At 62.6% G+C, this 18,410-nt stretch carries 17 protein-coding genes; 6 read left to right on the top strand and 11 right to left on the bottom strand.

What is annotated here, in order from left to right:
• The first annotated feature begins 242 nt into the window (after nt 1-242).
• From RSO01_RS41035 to RSO01_RS41025, 3 genes are all read left to right on the top strand, one after another.
• Complete coding sequence (locus RSO01_RS41035; RefSeq protein WP_308933119.1) at nt 243-1,229, top strand: cyclase family protein; 987 nt, start codon at nt 243-245, stop codon at nt 1,227-1,229.
• Between the two features lie 302 nt (nt 1,230-1,531).
• Nucleotides 1,532-3,175: a hydantoinase B/oxoprolinase family protein gene (locus RSO01_RS41030; RefSeq protein WP_147156388.1), complete on the top strand. Its 1,644-nt coding sequence runs from the start codon at nt 1,532-1,534 to the stop codon at nt 3,173-3,175.
• Complete coding sequence (locus RSO01_RS41025) at nt 3,172-5,226, top strand: hydantoinase/oxoprolinase family protein (RefSeq protein WP_147156387.1); 2,055 nt, start codon at nt 3,172-3,174, stop codon at nt 5,224-5,226. The genes RSO01_RS41030 and RSO01_RS41025 overlap by 4 nt, the downstream gene beginning before the upstream one ends.
• A gap of 242 nt (nt 5,227-5,468) precedes the next feature.
• Here RSO01_RS41025 and RSO01_RS41020 read toward each other — a convergent pair whose 3' ends face one another.
• The 8 genes from RSO01_RS41020 to RSO01_RS48655 all read right to left on the bottom strand — a co-directional run bounded on the left by RSO01_RS41020 (nt 5,469) and on the right by RSO01_RS48655 (nt 13,396).
• Complete coding sequence (locus tag RSO01_RS41020) at nt 5,469-6,182, bottom strand: ABC transporter ATP-binding protein (RefSeq protein ID WP_147156386.1); 714 nt, start codon at nt 6,180-6,182, stop codon at nt 5,469-5,471.
• The gene (locus RSO01_RS41015; protein WP_218037622.1) at nt 6,182-6,934 is read right to left on the bottom strand and encodes an ABC transporter ATP-binding protein; all 753 of its coding nucleotides are present in this window, start codon (nt 6,932-6,934) and stop codon (nt 6,182-6,184) included. Before RSO01_RS41015 ends, RSO01_RS41020 begins: the two co-directional genes overlap by 1 nt.
• A 17-nt stretch (nt 6,935-6,951) precedes the next feature.
• The gene (locus RSO01_RS41010; protein WP_308933120.1) at nt 6,952-8,253 is read right to left on the bottom strand and encodes a branched-chain amino acid ABC transporter permease; all 1,302 of its coding nucleotides are present in this window, start codon (nt 8,251-8,253) and stop codon (nt 6,952-6,954) included.
• A complete protein-coding gene (locus tag RSO01_RS41005; RefSeq protein ID WP_147156384.1) occupies nt 8,253-9,194 on the bottom strand; it encodes a branched-chain amino acid ABC transporter permease in 942 nt (313 codons plus the stop codon). The genes RSO01_RS41010 and RSO01_RS41005 overlap by 1 nt, the downstream gene beginning before the upstream one ends.
• 90 nt (nt 9,195-9,284) lie before the next feature.
• Nucleotides 9,285-10,526, bottom strand: a complete 1,242-nt coding sequence (locus tag RSO01_RS41000; RefSeq protein ID WP_147156383.1) for an ABC transporter substrate-binding protein — start codon at nt 10,524-10,526, stop codon at nt 9,285-9,287.
• A 264-nt stretch (nt 10,527-10,790) separates the two neighbouring features.
• Nucleotides 10,791-11,894 (bottom strand): cis-3-hydroxy-L-proline dehydratase, encoded by a 1,104-nt coding sequence (locus RSO01_RS40995; RefSeq protein ID WP_147156382.1) that lies wholly within the window; start codon nt 11,892-11,894, stop codon nt 10,791-10,793.
• A gap of 415 nt (nt 11,895-12,309) precedes the next feature.
• Nucleotides 12,310-12,576 carry a hypothetical protein gene (locus RSO01_RS40990; RefSeq protein WP_147156381.1) on the bottom strand — a complete coding sequence of 89 codons (267 nt, stop codon included), beginning with the start codon at nt 12,574-12,576 and terminating at the stop codon, nt 12,310-12,312.
• Nucleotides 12,577-12,805: 229 nt separating this feature from the next.
• Nucleotides 12,806-13,396 carry a hypothetical protein gene (locus RSO01_RS48655; RefSeq protein WP_218037621.1) on the bottom strand — a complete coding sequence of 197 codons (591 nt, stop codon included), beginning with the start codon at nt 13,394-13,396 and terminating at the stop codon, nt 12,806-12,808.
• 1,287 nt (nt 13,397-14,683) lie between these two features.
• Between RSO01_RS48655 and RSO01_RS40980 the strand changes: the two genes are divergently transcribed.
• Nucleotides 14,684-14,989, top strand: coding sequence for a hypothetical protein (locus tag RSO01_RS40980; protein ID WP_147156380.1), 306 nt, complete (start codon nt 14,684-14,686; stop codon nt 14,987-14,989).
• A gap of 539 nt (nt 14,990-15,528) precedes the next feature.
• On the opposite strand, the gene RSO01_RS40975 is transcribed toward RSO01_RS40980, so the two are convergent.
• The 3 genes from RSO01_RS40975 to RSO01_RS40970 all read right to left on the bottom strand — a co-directional run bounded on the left by RSO01_RS40975 (nt 15,529) and on the right by RSO01_RS40970 (nt 17,504).
• Complete coding sequence (locus RSO01_RS40975; RefSeq protein WP_147156379.1) at nt 15,529-15,726, bottom strand: hypothetical protein; 198 nt, start codon at nt 15,724-15,726, stop codon at nt 15,529-15,531.
• Nucleotides 15,727-15,906: 180 nt separating this feature from the next.
• Complete coding sequence (locus RSO01_RS47980; RefSeq protein WP_170303748.1) at nt 15,907-16,059, bottom strand: hypothetical protein; 153 nt, start codon at nt 16,057-16,059, stop codon at nt 15,907-15,909.
• A gap of 1,247 nt (nt 16,060-17,306) precedes the next feature.
• The gene (locus tag RSO01_RS40970) at nt 17,307-17,504 is read right to left on the bottom strand and encodes a hypothetical protein (RefSeq protein WP_147156378.1); all 198 of its coding nucleotides are present in this window, start codon (nt 17,502-17,504) and stop codon (nt 17,307-17,309) included.
• A gap of 328 nt (nt 17,505-17,832) precedes the next feature.
• Here RSO01_RS40970 and RSO01_RS40965 point away from each other — a divergent pair, with 328 nt between their 5' ends.
• Both RSO01_RS40965 and RSO01_RS47975 read left to right on the top strand, forming a co-directional pair.
• Nucleotides 17,833-18,099 (top strand): hypothetical protein, encoded by a 267-nt coding sequence (locus RSO01_RS40965; RefSeq protein WP_147156377.1) that lies wholly within the window; start codon nt 17,833-17,835, stop codon nt 18,097-18,099.
• Nucleotides 18,100-18,192: 93 nt separating this feature from the next.
• Entirely contained in the window at nt 18,193-18,381 is a 189-nt protein-coding gene (locus tag RSO01_RS47975; protein ID WP_170303747.1) for a hypothetical protein, read from the top strand.
• Nucleotides 18,382-18,410: the final 29 nt, after the last annotated feature.

Genomic DNA, 18,410 nt, shown 5'->3' with positions numbered 1-18,410 from the left:
GGGTCCGTAAGACCTTCGATTGCAATGGTAAGTTCCGCTGCTCGCTTCTTTGCTTTGCGAGCCGCCGTCTCCCAGGCTACTGGAGCGTTATGGTCTAGCGTTTGCCGAGGCGTCAGGTGTGCACCTTAGCACTCGCTCGACCAGTCATCCGGAGCAAGTATAGGAACCCGAACATCCGGTGGAACAAGTAATCGACCTGCTCCAGGCCCTGCACATCTTGCTCGATTGCGGCGGCACGGTCGATGACGGCACGGTCGATCAGGCAAAGCGGCTGCCGGCCGGGCGCGCGAGGGCCGTCGAGCCGGAGCAGCACGGAAAAGGAGCACGATATGAATGACGTCCGGCACGACCATTCCCGCTGGGGGCCGGGTGACCAGCTCGGCGCCGGGAATTTATTGACGCCCGAACGGCGCCTGTCGGCGCTGCGCTCGATCCAGACCGGTGCCCTCTACGATCTCAGCCACGAGATCAGCCCAAAGGCGCCATTCCTGATGCCGAACCAGACGCCATTCCTTCAGTCGATCTGGGCATCCTGGCGGGATTCGATCAAGCGGCGCCGGGCTGCCGGCGCCACCAACGACGCCGGCTCGAACGTCGAGCGTGTCGAGATGACCATGCATGTCGGCACGCATATCGACGCGCTCGGCCATTTCAGCATCGGCGGCAAGCTGTACAACGGGCTGAACGCCGCCGACGTGGTGTCCGATTGGGGCCTCGAAAGCCTCGGCATCGAGCACATGCCGCCGATGATCAGTCGCGGCGTGCTGCTCGACGTTGCCGGGTTGGATGGCGGCGCCTTCCTCAATCCGGGCCGGGTCGTTGAACCGGACGACTTAGCGCGTGCCGCCGATGCGGCGCAAGTTGCGGTCGAAGCCGGCGACATCGTGCTGATCCGCACCGGCTGGGGACGCTTCTTTGGCGTCGACAACGTGCGGTATCTGCAGGGGGAGCCCGGGATCGACATACCCGCGGCCCGCTGGCTGACGCAGCGCGACGTCGTCGCAATCGGCTGCGACAACATGGCGGTCGAGGTGCTGCCAAATCCGGACCGTGGCATCGCGATGCCGGTGCATCAGCACGTCCTCGTCGAGGCCGGGGTTCACCTGATCGAGAACCTCTCGCTCGATGAACTGGCGCGCAACGGGATCGCAAGCTTCTGCTTCATCCTGCTGGCGGCGAAGTTCAAGGGCGCGACCGGCTGCCCGGTTCGCCCGATAGCGCTGGTCTAACCACGTCCTCGACCCCCAACGTGCTGCCGGGGGAATCGTGCCTCAGACACCGGCGATTACGTCGGCCCATTCCTCCAGCATCGCCGGCCTCCCGCAGTCCGTCGACGGCAGCACGACCGACTCAATTCTTCGCCGCCTCAATGGTGGCAACGACGCTGACCAACGTTTCCTCCAACACTTCGAGCCGCCGAAGCTCGATCACAGGCCCGCCCCCAGCCAACACCAGGAAACGCACACGCCGCCTGAGCCGAATGATGCTGCATGTGTTGACGGCGATAGCCCCCTGCTGGAGTGTCGGTTACATGAACTCGCCCGATCCAGTGACGTTGTCCGTCCTCGACAACCGCTTCCGTGCCATCGTTGATGAAATGGGAGAGGCGATGCTACGCACCGCCTATTCTCAGATTCTAAATTCCTCTCGCGACTTCTCCATTGCGATCTGCGATGCGCAGGCAAGGCTGCTGGCTCAAGCGGATCACATCCCGATCCACGTCGGTGCCATGCCCTTCGCGGTGGAGGCGGTGGTGGAGGCCTTCGGGGATTCGATTGCGGAAGGCAACGTCTACCTGCTGAACGACCCCTACCACGGCGGGTCGCATCTGCCGGACTTCACTGTTGTCGTGCCGATCTTTGCCGAAGGTCGGGTGATATTCTATTCGGTGGTTCGCGCCCATCAAACCGATATCGGCGGCGGCACCCATGGGGCCTACAATCCCGCCGCTACCGAGATCTTCCACGAAGGCCTGCGTCTGCCACCGATCCTGCTGGGGGAGGGACGGCTGCCGAGGCCCGACCTGGTGCGCATGATCGTCACCAATAGCCGGATGCCGCGCGAAGTGCGCGGGGACTTGATGGCGATGATCGGCGCTGCGCATCTGGGCGAGAAGAGGCTGCTCGCGGTCCTGGGCAAGAATGGCGCGGCGAAGACGGAGGCCGCGGTCACCGCAATCCTTTCGCTGTCCGAGGCCCATGCACGCCGCATCATCGCGTCCTGGAAGGATGGCACGTGGACAGGGGAGGCTTTCCTCGACGATGACGGCTTCGGGCGACAGGACATTGCCATCCGCGCAACGGTGACGAAGACGGGTGATGCGATCGTTGTGGACCTGACGAAGTCCGATCCGCAGGTGCCGTCCTTCCTCAACTCCTCTTGGCCCAATACGGTGAGCGCGGTGCGGATGGCTATTGTCTTCCTGCTCGATCCGGAAATCGCCAAGAACGATGGTTGCTTCCGCCCCATCGAGATAATCGCCAAGGAAGGCACGATTGTCCTGCCGCACGAGGGTGCACCGGTGACCATGTGCACGTCCCACTGCTCGAATGAGATCGTTGAGGCGGTGGTCAAGGCGTTGGCCAATGCGTGCCCGGATCGCGCCATGGGCGGCTGGGGGCGGCGCTTCCGGATCGCGATCAAAGGAAGCGATGCGCGGCGGCCGGGCCGGCCCTTTGTGTGGCACCTGTTCCATGCGCGTCCCGGCGGTGGCGGGTCGTCGCAGGGCGATGGCTGGTCCAACGCGGGCGAGTGGCATTCGGCCGGCGGGTTGAAGTTCGGCAGCATTGAAATGGCCGAGGCCCGCTTCCCGCTGTTCTTTGCCAAGCACGAATTCCGTCCCGGCAGCGCGGGCGATGGCAGCTATCGCGGCGGGCTTGGCGCGGAGCTGGTGTTGAAGCTTGAAACCGACGGGCCAGCCGTGGGGAATACCGCTGGCGACGGCGTGCGCTATGGCGCAGCGGGAATGTTGGGTGGCAAGGATGGGGCACCGCATCATTACACACTCGAGCACGCAGATGGCACGTCGCGCGACTTAGGGACAAAGGAAGTCAGCATCCCGCTCGCGCCGGGCGACACGTTGCACGTACGCGCAGGCGGCGGCGGCGGATGGGGGCCTCCCGAGAAACGCGACGCGCAGGCACGCAGGCGTGACGCCGATGAGGGGCTGCTGTGAGCACCTTCCGAATTGGCATCGATGTCGGCGGCACCTTCACCGACATTGTCTGCGTCGCAGCGAACGGCATGACGACTCTGGCCAAGGCATCCTCTACTCCGTTGGATCAGAGCGAGGGCGTGGTGAATGGCCTCGCCGTGCTTGGCGAGCGCCTGGGCTTAGGACTGCCCGAACTGCTGGCTCGCACGGATCGCATCGTCCATGGCACGACGGTCGCCACCAACTCGCTGCTGGAACGCAAGGGTGCGAAGGTCGCGATGCTCACCACTGAAGGCCATCGCGATGTCATCGAGATGCGCGAGGGGCTGAAGCCTGAACGCTATAACTTGCGCATGCCGCCCGCACCCGCGCTGGTGCCGCGTCGCCTCCGCTTGCCGGTTGCCGAGCGCATCCGTGCCGATGGAACGGTGGAAGTCCAGCTCGATCGCACCTCACTGAACTCGGCCATTGCGGTGCTGAAGGCGGAGAAGGTCGAGGCGGTGGCGATTTGCTTCCTGCATTCCTGGCGTGATGACGCGCATGAACGCGCGGCCGCCGAAGCCGTGCGCACCGCGCTGCCAGATGTCTTCGTGACAACGTCCGCGGAAGTGCTCCCGCAGATCAAGGAGTTCGAGCGATTTTCCACGGCCTGCGTCAATGCCTATGTTGGGCCAATCGTGTCGCGGTATCTCGCGCGGCTACGCGGGCGGCTGGCTGATGCAGGATACAAAGGCTCCATCTTCGTGATCCTTTCCCATGGCGGTGTCGCGCCTGTCGAGGAAGCCGCGCGGCTCGCCACAGGCACCGCGCTATCTGGTCCAGCGGGCGGCGTCGCGGCCGGTGTAGCGCTGGCGCAGCGCGGCGTGGGGCAAAACCTCATCACCTTCGATGTCGGTGGCACCTCCACTGATATCGCGCTGGTCTTGGATGGCGAGGCCGCACTTGGCCGTGGCCGCACCGTGGGAGGAGAGCGCATCGCGCTGGAAAGTCTCGACATCGTCACGCTGGGCGCCGGTGGCGGCTCGATCGGGCATGTCGGGGCCGGCGGCACACTGCAGGTCGGCCCGCGTAGCGCTGGAGCCGTTCCGGGGCCCGTCGCCTATGGCCAGGGCGGCACAGAACCCACGGTGACGGATGCCAATCTCGTACTGGGCTATCTCGACAAGGACAACTTCCTCGGTGGCGCGCACAAGCTCGACCGAGACGGCGCACTGGCTGCTTTCGACAGGCTGGGGAATTCAGTCGGTCTTCACGCCATGGCCGCCGCGGAGGGCGTGCATCGCTTGGCCAATGTGCGCATGGCCGACGGCATCCGCATCGCCACCGTGCGACGCGGCGTGGATCCGCGCCATTTCACCCTGCTGGCCTTCGGCGGCGCGGCGGGACTGCATGCCTCGGCCGTAGCGCGGGAACTCGGGATGCAGCGCGTTGCCGTGCCGATCTTCGCCGCGGGGCTTTCGGCTTGGGGCATGCTGCATACCGACCTCCGCTACGAGATGGCACGCAGCGAGCTCGCCAGCGGCGGGGTGCCGGAGGATGCTGTGCTGCGCACCATCTGGGCCGGGCTGGAAGCGGAAGGCCGCGCCCGCGTCGCATCCTGGTTCGGCGGCGAGGTTGAAACAAAGCGCGCCGCCGATATGCGCTATGGCGAACAGGTCTTCGAGATTACCGTGCCGCTCGAGGCGGTCGAGTGGGACGCGACAGGTCTGAGGGGTCGGGTCACCGATGCTTTCCATGCACGCCATGAAACCCTGTTCACCTACGCGCTGCTCGAGGAGGAGGTGGTGCTGGTCAATGCCCGTCTCGCCGTGATCGGGCGACTGCCGCCGATGCAGCCGCCTGAAGCCGTTGCGGGAGGCATCCCGGCCGCGGCCTTCGCGACGCGCCGGGCGCAGATTGAGGGTGTAGAGCAGGAGCTTCCGGTCTTCGACTTCACGGCGCTCGCAGCGGGACAGGAAATCGCCGGCCCGGCGATTGTCGAGAGCGACACGACCACCGTGGTCCTTCTGCCGGGCGACACGGCACGGATGGATGGGCACGGCTGGCTCGCCATGATGCTCCCAGGCGACTGAGCCCCGTTTGCAGCAATTGGAGGGTTATTCAGCGACTTCCAAGGACCAGGCGAAGTTGGTGGAGGGCTTGCGCCTTGCAGGGCTCCCAGAATGACCGAGCCGCCGCTTGGCGGCCATCGTGTCGGCCGACCTCGCGGGTTACTCGCGACTGATGGGCCGAGACGAAAGTGGCACGCTGGTTGCGCAGAAGTTAGACCAAGGATCAGAGCGAGGCTCCGCCGACACCATCGGCCGGTTATACATCAGCTGACCTCAAGCCAATCGCGACGAATCTTAGGCGCATCGCGCAGGCTGTCCGGGGTGCCCTCGAACACAATCTCGCCATGACCCATAACGTAGACGCGCTGCGACACGCGCATGGCGATAGTCAGCTTCTGCTCGACGAGAAGGACCGAGACTCCCTGCCGACAGATATCGCGAATGACTTCGGTGACGACGTCGACAATCTTGGGCGCCAGCCCTTCGGTCGGCTCGTCGATCAGGATGACACGCGGATTGCCGAGAAGCGAGCGGCAGATCGTCAGCATCTGCTGCTCCCCACCCGACAACATGCCGGCCGCCGTGTTGCGGCGCACCTTGAGTTGCGGGAAGAATGCGAACATCTGGTCGACCGTCCAGGTCGGAACGCCGGCACGAGGCGCCTGCATGCCGATCCGCAAATTCTCGTCGACCGTGATATTGGCGAAGATCTCGCGCTCCTCCGGCACGTAGGCAACGCCGACGCGCGCCACCTGGAAGGCACGTTCGCCAGCAAGCTCGCGCCCAGCGAGGCAGACACGTCCCCCGGTCGGCGGCACCAGCCCCATAATGGCCTTCAGTGTGGTCGACCGCCCCGAACCGTTACGCCCCAGCAGGCTCACGATTTCGCCTGACGCGATCACCATCGAGACGCCATGCAAGATATGGCTCTTGTCGTAATGGGCGTGTAGGCCTTCGACCTCAAGAAGGTTTGCCATCAGTGCACCTCCTCGCCGAGATATGCTTCCTGCACCTTCCTGTCAGCGCGCACCGCTGACGGCTCGCCAGAAGCGATGATCTCGCCATAGACCAGCACCGAGACGTGGTCGCAGAGCGTGAACACGACGCTCATGTCGTGCTCCACGACCAACAGTGTGCGGCCTTCGGTGACGCGGCGAATGAGGTCGACGATGTAGGTTGTCTCGTCGCGCGACATGCCAGCCGTCGGCTCGTCAAGGATCAGCACCGCTGGATCGGTGGCAAGCGCCATGCCCATCTCTAGAATTCGCTGCTCCGAGTAGGCCAGGTCACCGGCGAGACTGTCGCGCCGCCGCGTCAGACGGAGATTTTGGAGATACTCATCCACCTCGTCGTTGACGGCCGACAGGCTGCGGATCGACCGGAACAGGGTAAGGCGATGGCCACGCCGTCCCATGATCGAGATGCGCAGGTTCTCCGCCACGCTCATGCGGGGAAAGACGTTGGTGATCTGGAATGACCGCGAGAGCCCGAGCCGGTTGATGATGTGCGGCGCGAACCCGGCAATGGGGGCTCCGTTAAGAAGAATATCGCCAGAGGTCGGCGCGTAGTGGCCCGAAATTAAATTGAACAGCGTCGACTTTCCGGCGCCGTTCGGGCCGATCAGCGCGTGACGCTGGCCGCCCAGAACGGCGAGATCGACGCCACGGATGATCTCGGTGTCGCCGAAGGACTTTCTGAGGGCCTTGAGCTCCAGAACTGGCTCGCCAATAGGAGAGGGTTGCGCGCTCATGAAGGAGGCGCCACTGGTGCGGCGCTCGCTGACGGCGCAATCGGTTCATCCGGCACGTCGCGCGTTGCCGCGAGCCATGCCCGCGCGGTGATGCGGCGGGCCACTGGCAGGAGCGTACTGCCGATCGCTACCAGCATGATTGGAATGGCCCACGTCACGGGCGAAAACGGCTCGAACGTTTGACCGAAGAGCTCGTACGGTACCCATTCGCCCTTGGCTGCTGCGCGTTTGGCGAGGTAGGCATCAGTCAATACCACGTGAATGCTCTCGACCACGAAAACGAGGCCCGCGATCAGCAGCAGACCGACAACTAGGCACAGTAAATAGGGCGCGACGAGATGCTTCCAGCCATTGGTTCTGACCTTGCGGGCATGCAGATCGGCGAGACCACCAAGACCTTGCGGCGCGAACAACATGACGAGCACGAAGATCAGGCCCTGATAGAGCAGCCATGAGCGGGTGAGATCGGATGTGATGCGCGCAAAGAATGTCATGATCATCGCGCCGAGCGCCGGCCCAAAGAAGGTGCCGGCGCCGCCGATGAAGGTCTGAAGCACGACGTTGGCCGAGGCCTGCGCCGAGAAGATCGTGTAGTTGGCGGCCTCGTTGGCAATGGCAAGCAGAGCCCCGGCAACGCCGGTGAAAAGGCAGGAAATCGCGAAAATCAGAGTGCGAGCAACGTGAGTATTGAAGCCCAGAAACCGCACGCGCTGCTCGTTGTCACGCAGGGCCAACGCCAACCGCCCGACCGGCGTCTTGGTAAATGCCCACATGCACCAGGCCGACACAACGAACCAGCCGAGGGTCAAATAGTAAACGTCAGCATCGGAGCCGAAGTTAATGCCCCACGACGGTCCGCGAATCGTCGAGATGCCCGACTCTCCGCCGAACAGCGCGTTCCAGGTCGGCGCCAGCGTAAACAGGAGCTCGGCCAACGCCAAGGTGACCATCGAGAAGTAGACACCCGTACGTTGGGTAGCGAACCACCCGAACACCAGGCCGAACAGAAAGCCGATCAGCGCGCCGGCAAGCGGGATCATCGGCGTCGGGAAACCGAACAGCTTGTGCTCGACCGCACGCATCAGGTGCAGCGCGGCGAATGCGCCGAGCCCATAATAGGCGGAATGGCCGAACGAGAGCATTCCCGCTTGGCCCATGGCGAGAGCGAAGGCGAGCGCGAAGAGCGCGGCGATCATCATCTTGATCGCTGCGTTCAGCAGGTTGGGTGACAAGAATAAAGGCAATATGACGAGCAGCCCCAGCGCTGCCAGCAGCGGGACGATGGTGCGCGCGTTGATCACTGGCGATCCCCCATCAGGCCAGCCGGACGGATGAGCAGGACGAGAAGCATGAGCAGGAACGGCATGCTGTTGGCGATGGTCGAGAGCTGCAGAGTGAAAAGGCCGCCAACATCGGATGCCCAGGAACCGAGCCCAATCAGACCGAACAGATCGGCGATCGACACGTTGAGGCCGACGGAAAAGGAAATGAACAGCCCGATCATCAGCGACGCGATGAGGGCACCGACGACGGAGCCGAGCCCGCCGATGACGACGACAACGAACACGAGCGTGCCGAAGTCGACCGCCATATTGGGACCGGTGGGGTAGAAAGCGCCGGCGACGGCACCGGCCAGCCCCGCCAGGGCAGAGCCCCCTGCGAACACCGCCATATAGACCACGGGCAGATTGTGGCCGAGCGCTTCGACCGTCGTAGGCCGATAGGTCGCTGCGCGCACGACGATGCCGACGCGGGTGCGGGTGAGCAGCAGATAGAGGATGACAAACATGGCAAGCGCCACAGCGCCCATGAACAGCCGGTAGAACGGGTAGTTGGTCTCGAAGATCGTGAAGGCGGCAAAGCGCATGTAGTTCGGCATCTGATAGCTGACCAGCGCATCGCCGTAGAACAGCTTGATTACTTCTTCGATGATGAACGCGAGGCCGAAGGTAAGCAGCAGCTCATGCGCGTGCCCGTACTTATGTACTCGGCGCAGCATGTAGCGCTCGACGAGGACACCCGCTAACCCCGCAACAATTGGCGCAAGAAGCAGTCCGATCCAGAAGCCGCCGAGCCGCGTCAGCGTGAAGCCGACATAGGCGCCCAGCATGTAGAACCAGGCGTGAGCGAAATTGAGCACGCCCATCATGCCGAAGATCAGCGTCAGTCCTGCCGACACCATGAAGAGCAGCAGTCCATGAACGACGCCGTTCAGGACCGAGACGACGATGTACTCCACGGCGGCCTCGTCCGATCAACCTAGTACGCGAGAAGAGAGCGCCTGTCGCGGCCAATCGGGCAGCGACAGGCGATGTCGATCAGCCCGATCTCAGGACTTGGGGCGGTCCATCTTGCAACTCGGCTGGACAGGGCTCGATGCCTGCTCGCCGGTCAAGAGCTTGATGGTCTTGAAGCCGCGCTCGGTGTTGTCGGCCTTGAACTTGGCGTCCTTCGACACGACGGCGATGGCCAGCGGCACCAGCGCCTGATGGTCCTCGGACCGCATTTTGATCGGACCCATCGAGGTGTCGACCGTGACGTTCTCCATGGCGGAGGCCAGCGCCTTGACGTTGAGCTTGTCGCCCGGCTTTGCCTTCAGCGCCTTAAGCGCCTCGCCGAGGCCCCACATGGCGTGGGTGACGTGGCCCTGCACGTTCAGCGGATACTGGCCGGTCTTGGCCTTGAAGTCCTCCGCAAACGCCGCCGTCTTCTCGCCGTTGGCGTCTGGAAAGAAGGTCGATTGCGTGTAATGGCCGTCCGCGGTGTCGCCGGCGTTGGCTATGTTGCCAGGCTGGTCGATCCAGTAGGCGAGAAAGCGTGCCTTGAGCCCGGAGTCGCCCGCGGCCTTCATGAGCAGCAGCAGATCGTTGGACCAGTTGCCGGTCACCACCGTGTCCGGCCCCGCCTCCTTGATCTTGGCGACGTACGGCGCGAAGTCCTGGATCTTGTTCACGTCGTGGATCACGTCGCCGACGATCGTGTAGCCGTACTCCTTGGCGTAATCGCGCGTCAGCTTCTGCACGTCATGGCCCCAGCTATAGTTCTGGCCGATGATGTAGACCTTGGTGCCGAGCGCATTGGCGTCCTTCATGGCGATCAGCATCGCCTTGAGTCGGATCTCGGCGTTGCCGTTCCAGCGGAAGTGATAGAAGTGGCACTTCGGCCCGGTGAACTCCATCGCCTCGGCGCCGACGTTGATCCACATGATCTCCTTGCCAGGATTGCGCGCATTGTGCTTCTGCACGTCCGCCGTGATCTGGCCACCGATAGCCGACGACGCTCCCTGGATAATGATTTGAGCACCGTCATTGATGGCGGCCTTGAGCTTGTCAGCCGCTTCTGAGGGACCGCCCTGGTTGTCGTACTCGAGGAGCTTGATCCCGTCCGGCCAGGCCTTTTCTGCCTCGACCTTGGCCAGACCATACTTTACGGCCGACTGGAACAGCTTCCCCGTTACGGCTTGGCCGCCGGACAACGACTCAATGAGAGCGATTTTGACAGGCTCGGCATTTGCAACGCTGGTTACTAAGCAAGCTGCAAAACACGTAGCGGCGACTATCGTCCTAGTCATTGCGTGTCCTCCTGCTTTTTCTTACCTCCACCGATTCAAAGTCGGTCCTTGGGTACAAAGATACCAGAGACGCATGGCCCCCGCAGCTTTTGAGATTTCGACCTTATGCCATCACGCGACAAGCCCAACCGCACCGCAGAAGCCGCTGGCCGCCGTCCGCATGAACGGCCAACGCATCAAGCCATCGCTGGCCGGCGTCGTGTAACGTCATTCAGCTCACGGCATGAACGGGCGGAAGATCTGCTCGACAAGTCGACCCGCTAATCAGGCGATCGTCAGCACTGCCTTGCCGAGCACGTCGAGATACGGCGTCACGCCGAGGCCGGCGCCGGTCGGCGCCTTGATGTAGCCGCCGCGATGCTGCGGGCCGCCATCGGCGATGCTCAGGGTGTTGCAGCCGTTGACGTCACTCGAGCTGAAGCGGAAAGCCTCGGGCGTCGAATGGGCGAGATGGGCGATCGCCGCTGTCACGATGTCGCTGCCGCCCGAGTCCTCGATGGTCATGGCGATGCCCATGGCGACACAGAAATCGCGCATCTGGCGCGCCACCGTGAGACCGCCCACCTTGCTCAGCTTGATGTTGACCACGTCCATCGCCTGGTCGGCGTGGGCGCGCAGCAGCATGGCCGGGCCGTCGATGATCTCGTCGAGGATGAAAGGCCGGCTGGTGCGCCGCCGAATGCCGAGGCACTCGCCGTAGCCCAGGCAAGGCTGCTCCAGGTAGAGGTCGATATCCTCGATGGCGCGCACGACGCGGGCCGCCTGATGGGGCAGCCAGCTCGTGTTGGCGTCGGCCACGAGGACCTCGCCGGGTTTCAGGCTCGAGGCGACGGCGCGGATGCGGGCGATGTCGAGATCAGCGTTGCCGCCGACCTTGATCTGGAAGTGGTGATGGCCCTCGCCGCGGCAGACGGCGACGCGCTCGACCATGCGCTCAGGCGTGTCCTGCGAGATCGCGCGATAGCATTTGACCGCCTCGCCCTGGCAGCCGCTCAGCAGGGTCGAGACCGGCACACCGCAGCTGAGCCCGAGGATGTCCCAGCAGGCGATGTCGAGCGCCGACTTCACGTAGGGATGGCCCTTCAAATGCTGGTCCATGACGCGGTTGATGACGCCGAGCCGCCTTGGATCCTGGCCCAGCAGATGCGGCGCCAACTCGGCCAGCCCGGTGCGCACGCCGTTGGCGTAGGCCGGGAGATAGGCCGGGCCGAGCGGACAGACTTCGCCATGGCCGATCAGGCCGGCATCGGTGCGGATGCGGACGGCGGTGGAGTCGTAGAGGCGGATCGACTGGCCACCCGACCAACTGTAGGTGCCCTCGCGCAAAGGCAGGTCGACCTGGTGGACCGTGATCTGGGTGATCTTCATTAGACGCCTTAGTGCGATATGCTAACTTTTGTGCGGATCACGGCCCTTCGAAACTGTGCCATTTCCTTGATCCATCAACGTTTCAGGACTCAGTCCACCGGCCAATGTCGATCCAGCACGCTACAATTCTGGATTCGCTAAATCAGATCGATGTCCTGAAACGGATGACCGGCCTGGACGATCTAAAGGAAATTGCCGGTCCTCAGTTTCATCCAATGCGATATGGGGCGGCAGTCGCGCTCTACTGCGGGATGCTTAAGCTACGCCGACCGTGTTGGCAGCAAGCCTGGAACAGGGAGCTCGCCAAGCACCTTCGAAAGCCGCGGACGACCACGAGAGTATGACGGAACAGCGTTGTGCGCGCGGATGGCAATCGCCGGCGAGAACGTGAGAAATCACGCCGGGGACAGTCGTCTTAGCCATTGCTTACACGCATTTGGGGCCCATTGAACAGCGCTGGCATCGGCCGGCCGGCAATGCCGCTTCGGTCGATCCAATGCTGCATCGCGCGGGCCTTCGCCCAGGTCGATAAGTCAATTAGCAGATAGCCGGCTTCCTCGCGCCAGCCGGCGATCGAGAAGTGCTCGCCGGCGGCGGCAATGCGCCGGACCGTGCTGTCGATCTCGCGCCGATCGGCCGATCGAAAGGGATCGCCGCGTTTGATCTTGGCGACATGCGGCATCCGCGTCGCTTCATCGCAAAAGTGTCTTCGCCCTTCCGTCGCATTTCGACGATGATGCGATGCGCCGTAGCGCCCGTCGCTCTGCCAGGACGCCGCGTCAGGCTGTCAGTGCTAGCCCTTCTACCTGTTGAGCCTGCAACGCTGGGAATCGAGCGCACCGCTCGCCGAGCCGCAGACGCGCGATAGTCGGTTCGACTCGCCGATGCCGGTCAACGATAGGCGCGGTCCGCTATGCACCAAACACCTTATAGGGCGTTGTCTTCCCATTCTTATCGCGCAGTAAAAGTTCGCCACCAGCTTTCGACTCGTTAATTATCGCCTCGTACAGACGTAGCGCATTGCGAACAACCTCGGCATAGGAAGACGCCTCGGTGACTTCTTTGAGTGAAGCTAGTCGGTCCATGGATCGGCAAGGCAATTCCAGCTGCACTCTAGTCGTGGCCCTTTTATCCTTAGCGCCCATTACCCCTTGCCTCGCTATCCAAATGCAGTACCCGACGGTGGCCGTCAGGAACGGCCAAGTTAGCGTCAGAACCCTGTCCATCTCGGAAAAGCGATCCAACACTATCCAGTGATGCACGCCCACGGCGTAAACCACTGCCATTACAAGCATCGGCGCAAAGATCAACAGTTGGACAGCCCGATGTCGATACTGTTGCCGATGCTGCTTCGACGACGATTTCTGTTCGCAATCACAGGTGCGGTCACAACTACTGTTGCAGTCGCAATCGTCGTCACGCTCACGCCCATTGTCTGTCTCGAAAATCAGATCCAATGGAAGCTCTTCGCCAACTCGGACTATGTACTTGCGCTTGCTCATTTGCATTCCCTATCCAAGGGTCTGCTGTGCAAGTGCTGTCGCGTTCTATGTCGCTAGCTTAAACCGAAGCTTCGGTGCCGCGTGGCGCGCATCACATGCACATCCAGGCCCGCCAATTTTCTAATCAACCAGAAAACCGACGACCGAAGTCCCGGATTACGCCTCGGCTGGCGTCCTACGAGAAAAGCAAAAGATTAGCAGCAACCAAACAGGTAGAGCACCCGCCGCAGAACCAAAGCCTGTAGCGGAGCGCTGAAGAAGGCGCTTTGCAGCGAGCCCGTATCCGTTCTCCTTTCTAAAAAAGTGGCGAGCAATACGAAACGCCCACACTAGAACGACTTCGCAAATTTTGGTCCAACACTCGAAACTGTCGGCGAAGCTTAGAAAGCCATGCCGTTGCCTCCTTTGCCCTAGGCCTCTAACAAACTGGAGATCGGAATCGCACATCGCAAAACTAACGATACAGCAAATTTTGATGAATGCAACGCTCAATCAGGTAGCTTCCTCGAGACGTTGGTACTGCCGGCCTCGCTGGACAGCGACTTGAACGAGCGATTGGCGACGCGGTTGTGGGCTGCCTAGTCGATCGCCGTGTCGACGACAGTTCCCTGATGCTTCTCACCGATCTGGCGGGCAATAGTGGAGCGCATAGCTTCCTGAGCCGGACGCAGCCGGGAATGTCTCTCAGGTACATTGTGTGGAAAAACACATCGCCTGAGAGCGCTTGATCTTAACTTTCCACTCCTGCTTCTCCACTCCCCCAAAGAGATGCGGCGATTGCCGTATGAGAAGCAAAGCGCCGCCCGTGCCCCAAGCTGGGCGGCGCTTCCGTTGGCGTCCGTCACCAGAGCCTCCTTTGCTCCAAGGGACGCGCCACCTGGGCGCAACCCGCCCGGCTGGGACAAGGCGGGCCGCGTTTGACACCAGCTGTGCGTTTTTGGGCAATTGAGATCAATGATCGCTGCCGGCACGCTCGCTACAAAAGGGGCCCCGCACGCGCTAATGGGTCGCCACGAGGAGCGTCCCAATGCACTTTTTCCAAGGCTGCGTCATCGCCCTCGAGATAGAAGCCGCAGCCGTCTCCTTGGCATGGGTCGCCGTGCACCTGTGGCAGGTTCTCGCCTAAAGGAACCCCTCCGATGTCGATGAGCCCGTTAAAAGCGACGCTCCGGCGCATTCTTGACGACCTCCGGCGCATGCCATCGAGCGCTACACCAGCCGAGGCGCTGGAGGCGTTCAGGCGTCAGCTCGCCTCGGAGCGGGCGAAGGGAAAGCACGGTGACTGGGTTGGCTGAGCCCGCTACTTCGGATCAAGAACTTAGCCGGGCGGCGCTCGCACAGCGCATCAGCAAACTTCTCGCCGCCCTAGAGCGGGCGAAGCGGCAGCCGAACCGGCGCGAGGCTTATCACCTGCGTGAAGCGCTGGAGATGATCGAAAACGAACGGTATGTCGACGCCGAGGCGGCCGTGATCAAGGCGGAGCACTTGGCCCCATTGCCCGCGCACGTAGCGAAGCTGGTGCCGACCAATAACGTTTGGGGAATCAAACAAATCAGAGAAGCGTTGGATCGGCTTGAAGGGCGGGAGCAATGACGACGATCGCTGGTCAAGGCCGAACGGCACGCCCGCCGAGGCGCTGGTGGAGTTCAGGCGGCGGTTGGCCGAACTTGGGAAGGGGAAGGCGCGATGATTCGATGGCGGAGACCTGCGACAGCGACCACGACCACAATCACCTCAAGGCCGATCAACGGCGTCCACCGCGAGGTCCACGCCGATGGCGAGCACGTCGGTTGGGTGACCTTAATCAGCACCGGTTGGATCTTCACTGCAGCCGACAGGCGTTTCACAAATCGCTTCCCCGACAGCGCCGAGCCAACGCCAACTTGGGAATCCGCCCTTCTGGCGGAAGGTTGAACGGAGACACCTAATTTTTCCACCGCCGCCAGGGTCCGTTTTCCCGCCCGCTGGGCGTGATCGCCGGCGATGGCCCCGGGGGGGCCGGCCACCCATTAAGTCCGCGCCTACGCCTTGGCCCGCAGTCCGGCAGGTCAGCAACGTCTATGTCGGCAACTTCGCCGTCCTTCAAACTCTACGGTCGCATGATCGTGAGCGGCCTGGCGCGATCGGTCGCCCTAGTCATTGCCCACGTGCATCTGCGGACCGTTGAACCGAGCCGTCATCGGCCGGCAGGCAATGGCGCTGCGGTCGATCCAGTGCTGCATCGCGCGGGCCTTCGCCCAGGTCGGGAAGTGGAACAGCAGATATCCCGCCTCCTCGCGCCAAGCGGCAATCGAGCAGTGTTCGCCGGCAGCGGCAATGCGCCGGACCATGTACTGGTCCCTCCCCTGAGATGATCCCTGCCCCCGCTTTGATCTCTCACCGGCCCGGTACCGTCACACGGGGAGACTGGCAATTGCTGCACTGACCGGCACGCTCCGCTCACCTCAGGAGGAGCCGAGCTGCCGCCTCACACGCAAGCCGCCGACGTCCACAAACTCACTACTTGAGCGCTAGGCCGCCGCCTTCACCTCGGCCGCCACGATCTCCACACTGTCGATGTAGTCGTACAGCGCTATCTTGGCGGCCTCAGTCGCCGGCAAAGGCACAACCTGTTTCGGCCGACATGCGTAGTCCTCGATTAGCTGCTTCAGCTTGGCCTTCATGACGGCCTCCATTCGTTGAGTTCTTGCAGCACGGGTCCGGCCACGTCTAGCAACCGGGGCCGCCGGGGTGTGCCCCCAAGTGTGTCTCGGCTCCGTCCCGGCCTTTTGTGTGGCGCGGCTAAATCGTGGTGCTGGCGATCGCGACGAAGGTTAGGGCAATGGCGCCGATCACCAGGAAATCGATCCCGGTGAAGGCGTTGGGCCGGAAGGGACGGGTAGTGGTCCGCGACTTGTTTCCCGATCGGCTCTCGCTTGATCACTTCCCGAGTGACCAGAACAACAGCCACGCCGAAGCACAGCGCCATTGCCAACAGAAGAGCCCCAGGCACGGTGTAGTAATGTGAAAGCACCCGACGCTCCCCAGCGTGGTCCCTGCACCTTTCATAGTTGGCCGTGCCGGATGTCTACACGGGCCAATGGAGGTACCCCTCAGAGGTCGCCACAAAAGAAAAGGACCGCCGAGAAGGTGGCGTCCCCCCCCCCCGCGGACCCGCGCCAACTGCGGCCAATCGTTTGACAGTTTGGCACCTCCGCTGCTTCCATCCGGTTAAACGACCGAGGGAGGGGAAATGCGTAGGACTTTCTTAGCTTCGTCTTTGGTCGCGTTCGTTCTTGCGCTGAGTGGCGTCCAGGCTCAAACGCCACCGCCTACGCCCATAAAATCGTTTGCCGAGGTGGCAGGGAAGTGGGACGGCGTTGGTTCGAGTGGCACGAAGGTTAACTTCGAAATCAGCGATAAAGGGGTGTTCGCCGTTAGCTCGCCCCTTGGGCAGAATAAGGGAACCGCAACCCTTGAGAATGGATTGCTGGTCGTGCCCTTGATCAGCAACCAAGGTTACATGAGGCTCTCGATGAGCGGCGGTGCGCTCGAAGGCACTACTATGTACCAGACGCGGGCGGGCACCATAAAGTTCACAAGAGCTAAGTAGAGCCCTTTAAATTGAGACGGTTGCCGGGCGACCCGAATTCCTTCAATAAATTTGTGAAGAGCTAACCGTCTCGGCCAGTTCGGGATCGTCCCCTCCGCCCCACCGCGCGCAAGACGGCCCTAGGCCACGGCCCTGACAAGACGGTGCTTCCATTCGGCACGCCTTCGCCCACATCCTTCGTGAGCGTGGTGGTTGAGAGCCTAGTCTCGGACCTCATGGGCCATCGCCTTGCCGGCATGACCTTCGTCCGCTGCGGCCGTGCGGGGTCCTCGCAAGCTGTTGCCGGGAGCACTGGCGCGGGTCAAGTATCCGAGGCCCCTATGACTGTGACCAGTCCTGGTCGACCAAATCGTATTCCAGCTTCGCGGTCGTCTCGGCTTCTTCGGCGCTTCCAGCAAGCTTTCGCCAGTTGACGGCGGCGGCCAGCGTTACGTCGCGGTCTGCGTCCGAGAGCGCGAACTTAGCCAGTTGATCGCACTGAAGCGCGTGCCTGTAGCAGTCGGCTGCTGTTTCCATGGTGACTACTTACCGTTTTTACGAGGGGGATCGCGGGACGCCTTTACTCAGATGCCGCCAGTGTCTACCGTTAGGCGCTCAATTGAGTAACCACAACGATGGATTAGACCCATTGAGTAGAGCGCTGCCTCCCAGGCATCCGCCCCACATCCGTCGTCGTCTCATCGCAAACATGTCTTCGCCCTTCCGTCGCATGTGGCGATGGTGACGCGCACAGGGTCGGACGTTGCTCTGCCCCAGGACGCCGCAATCGCGCTGGCAGTGCCGGCGCTCCTACCTGCTGACGGCGCGATGGCGGCCCAGGCTCTAGCCGTGCCAGGATCGCCCGATGACAAACCCTGCTGACGTCCTAAGGGAAATCCTAGCCGAGGCTGAAGAAATTATCCGCCGCCGGCTGGAAGAACGCGGCCTCAAGCTGCCATATGTCGTCTTCGGCGTGACGGCGGGGGGAGAGATACTCCTGACCAGCAACGTTCCGCCGAACGTGCTGCGGTCGTTCGGTGATGACTTAAAGAACATTGCCGATCGCCTAGAGGCGTCACCGACGCGGGGCGACACGACGCACTGGCGCTCGGCCAGCCGGTCGGCAAGGTGAGTCTCCCCGGCCGCAAGGTCGACCGGCGGTGAGACCGCGCCGAACTGAACGCGGATAACATGCAACTCCCAAGGCAGTCCGACATTTCGATAGTTGCTGATCGAGGGTAATCGCGTGGCAAGCTATCGAGAGTGGGCGTTATTGGATGTGCGTAAGAAGCGGGAACAGGCCGCCGAAGCCCGCCGGCTGGCTCAACTGATCACGCTCAAGACTGATCGCGACGCATTGCTCGCGCAGGCGGCGGACCTTGAAGCCCGAGCACCAGATAGAGCGCCAGCTTAAGACCTAGTGCTCGCCGCGGGCGTGTCTGC

Source organism: Reyranella soli (assembly GCF_007992495.1).
GTDB classification, from domain to species: domain Bacteria; phylum Pseudomonadota; class Alphaproteobacteria; order Reyranellales; family Reyranellaceae; genus Reyranella; species Reyranella soli.
Note: the sequence above shows the minus strand (reverse complement) of the source record. Positions and strands in the feature narration are given on the sequence as shown.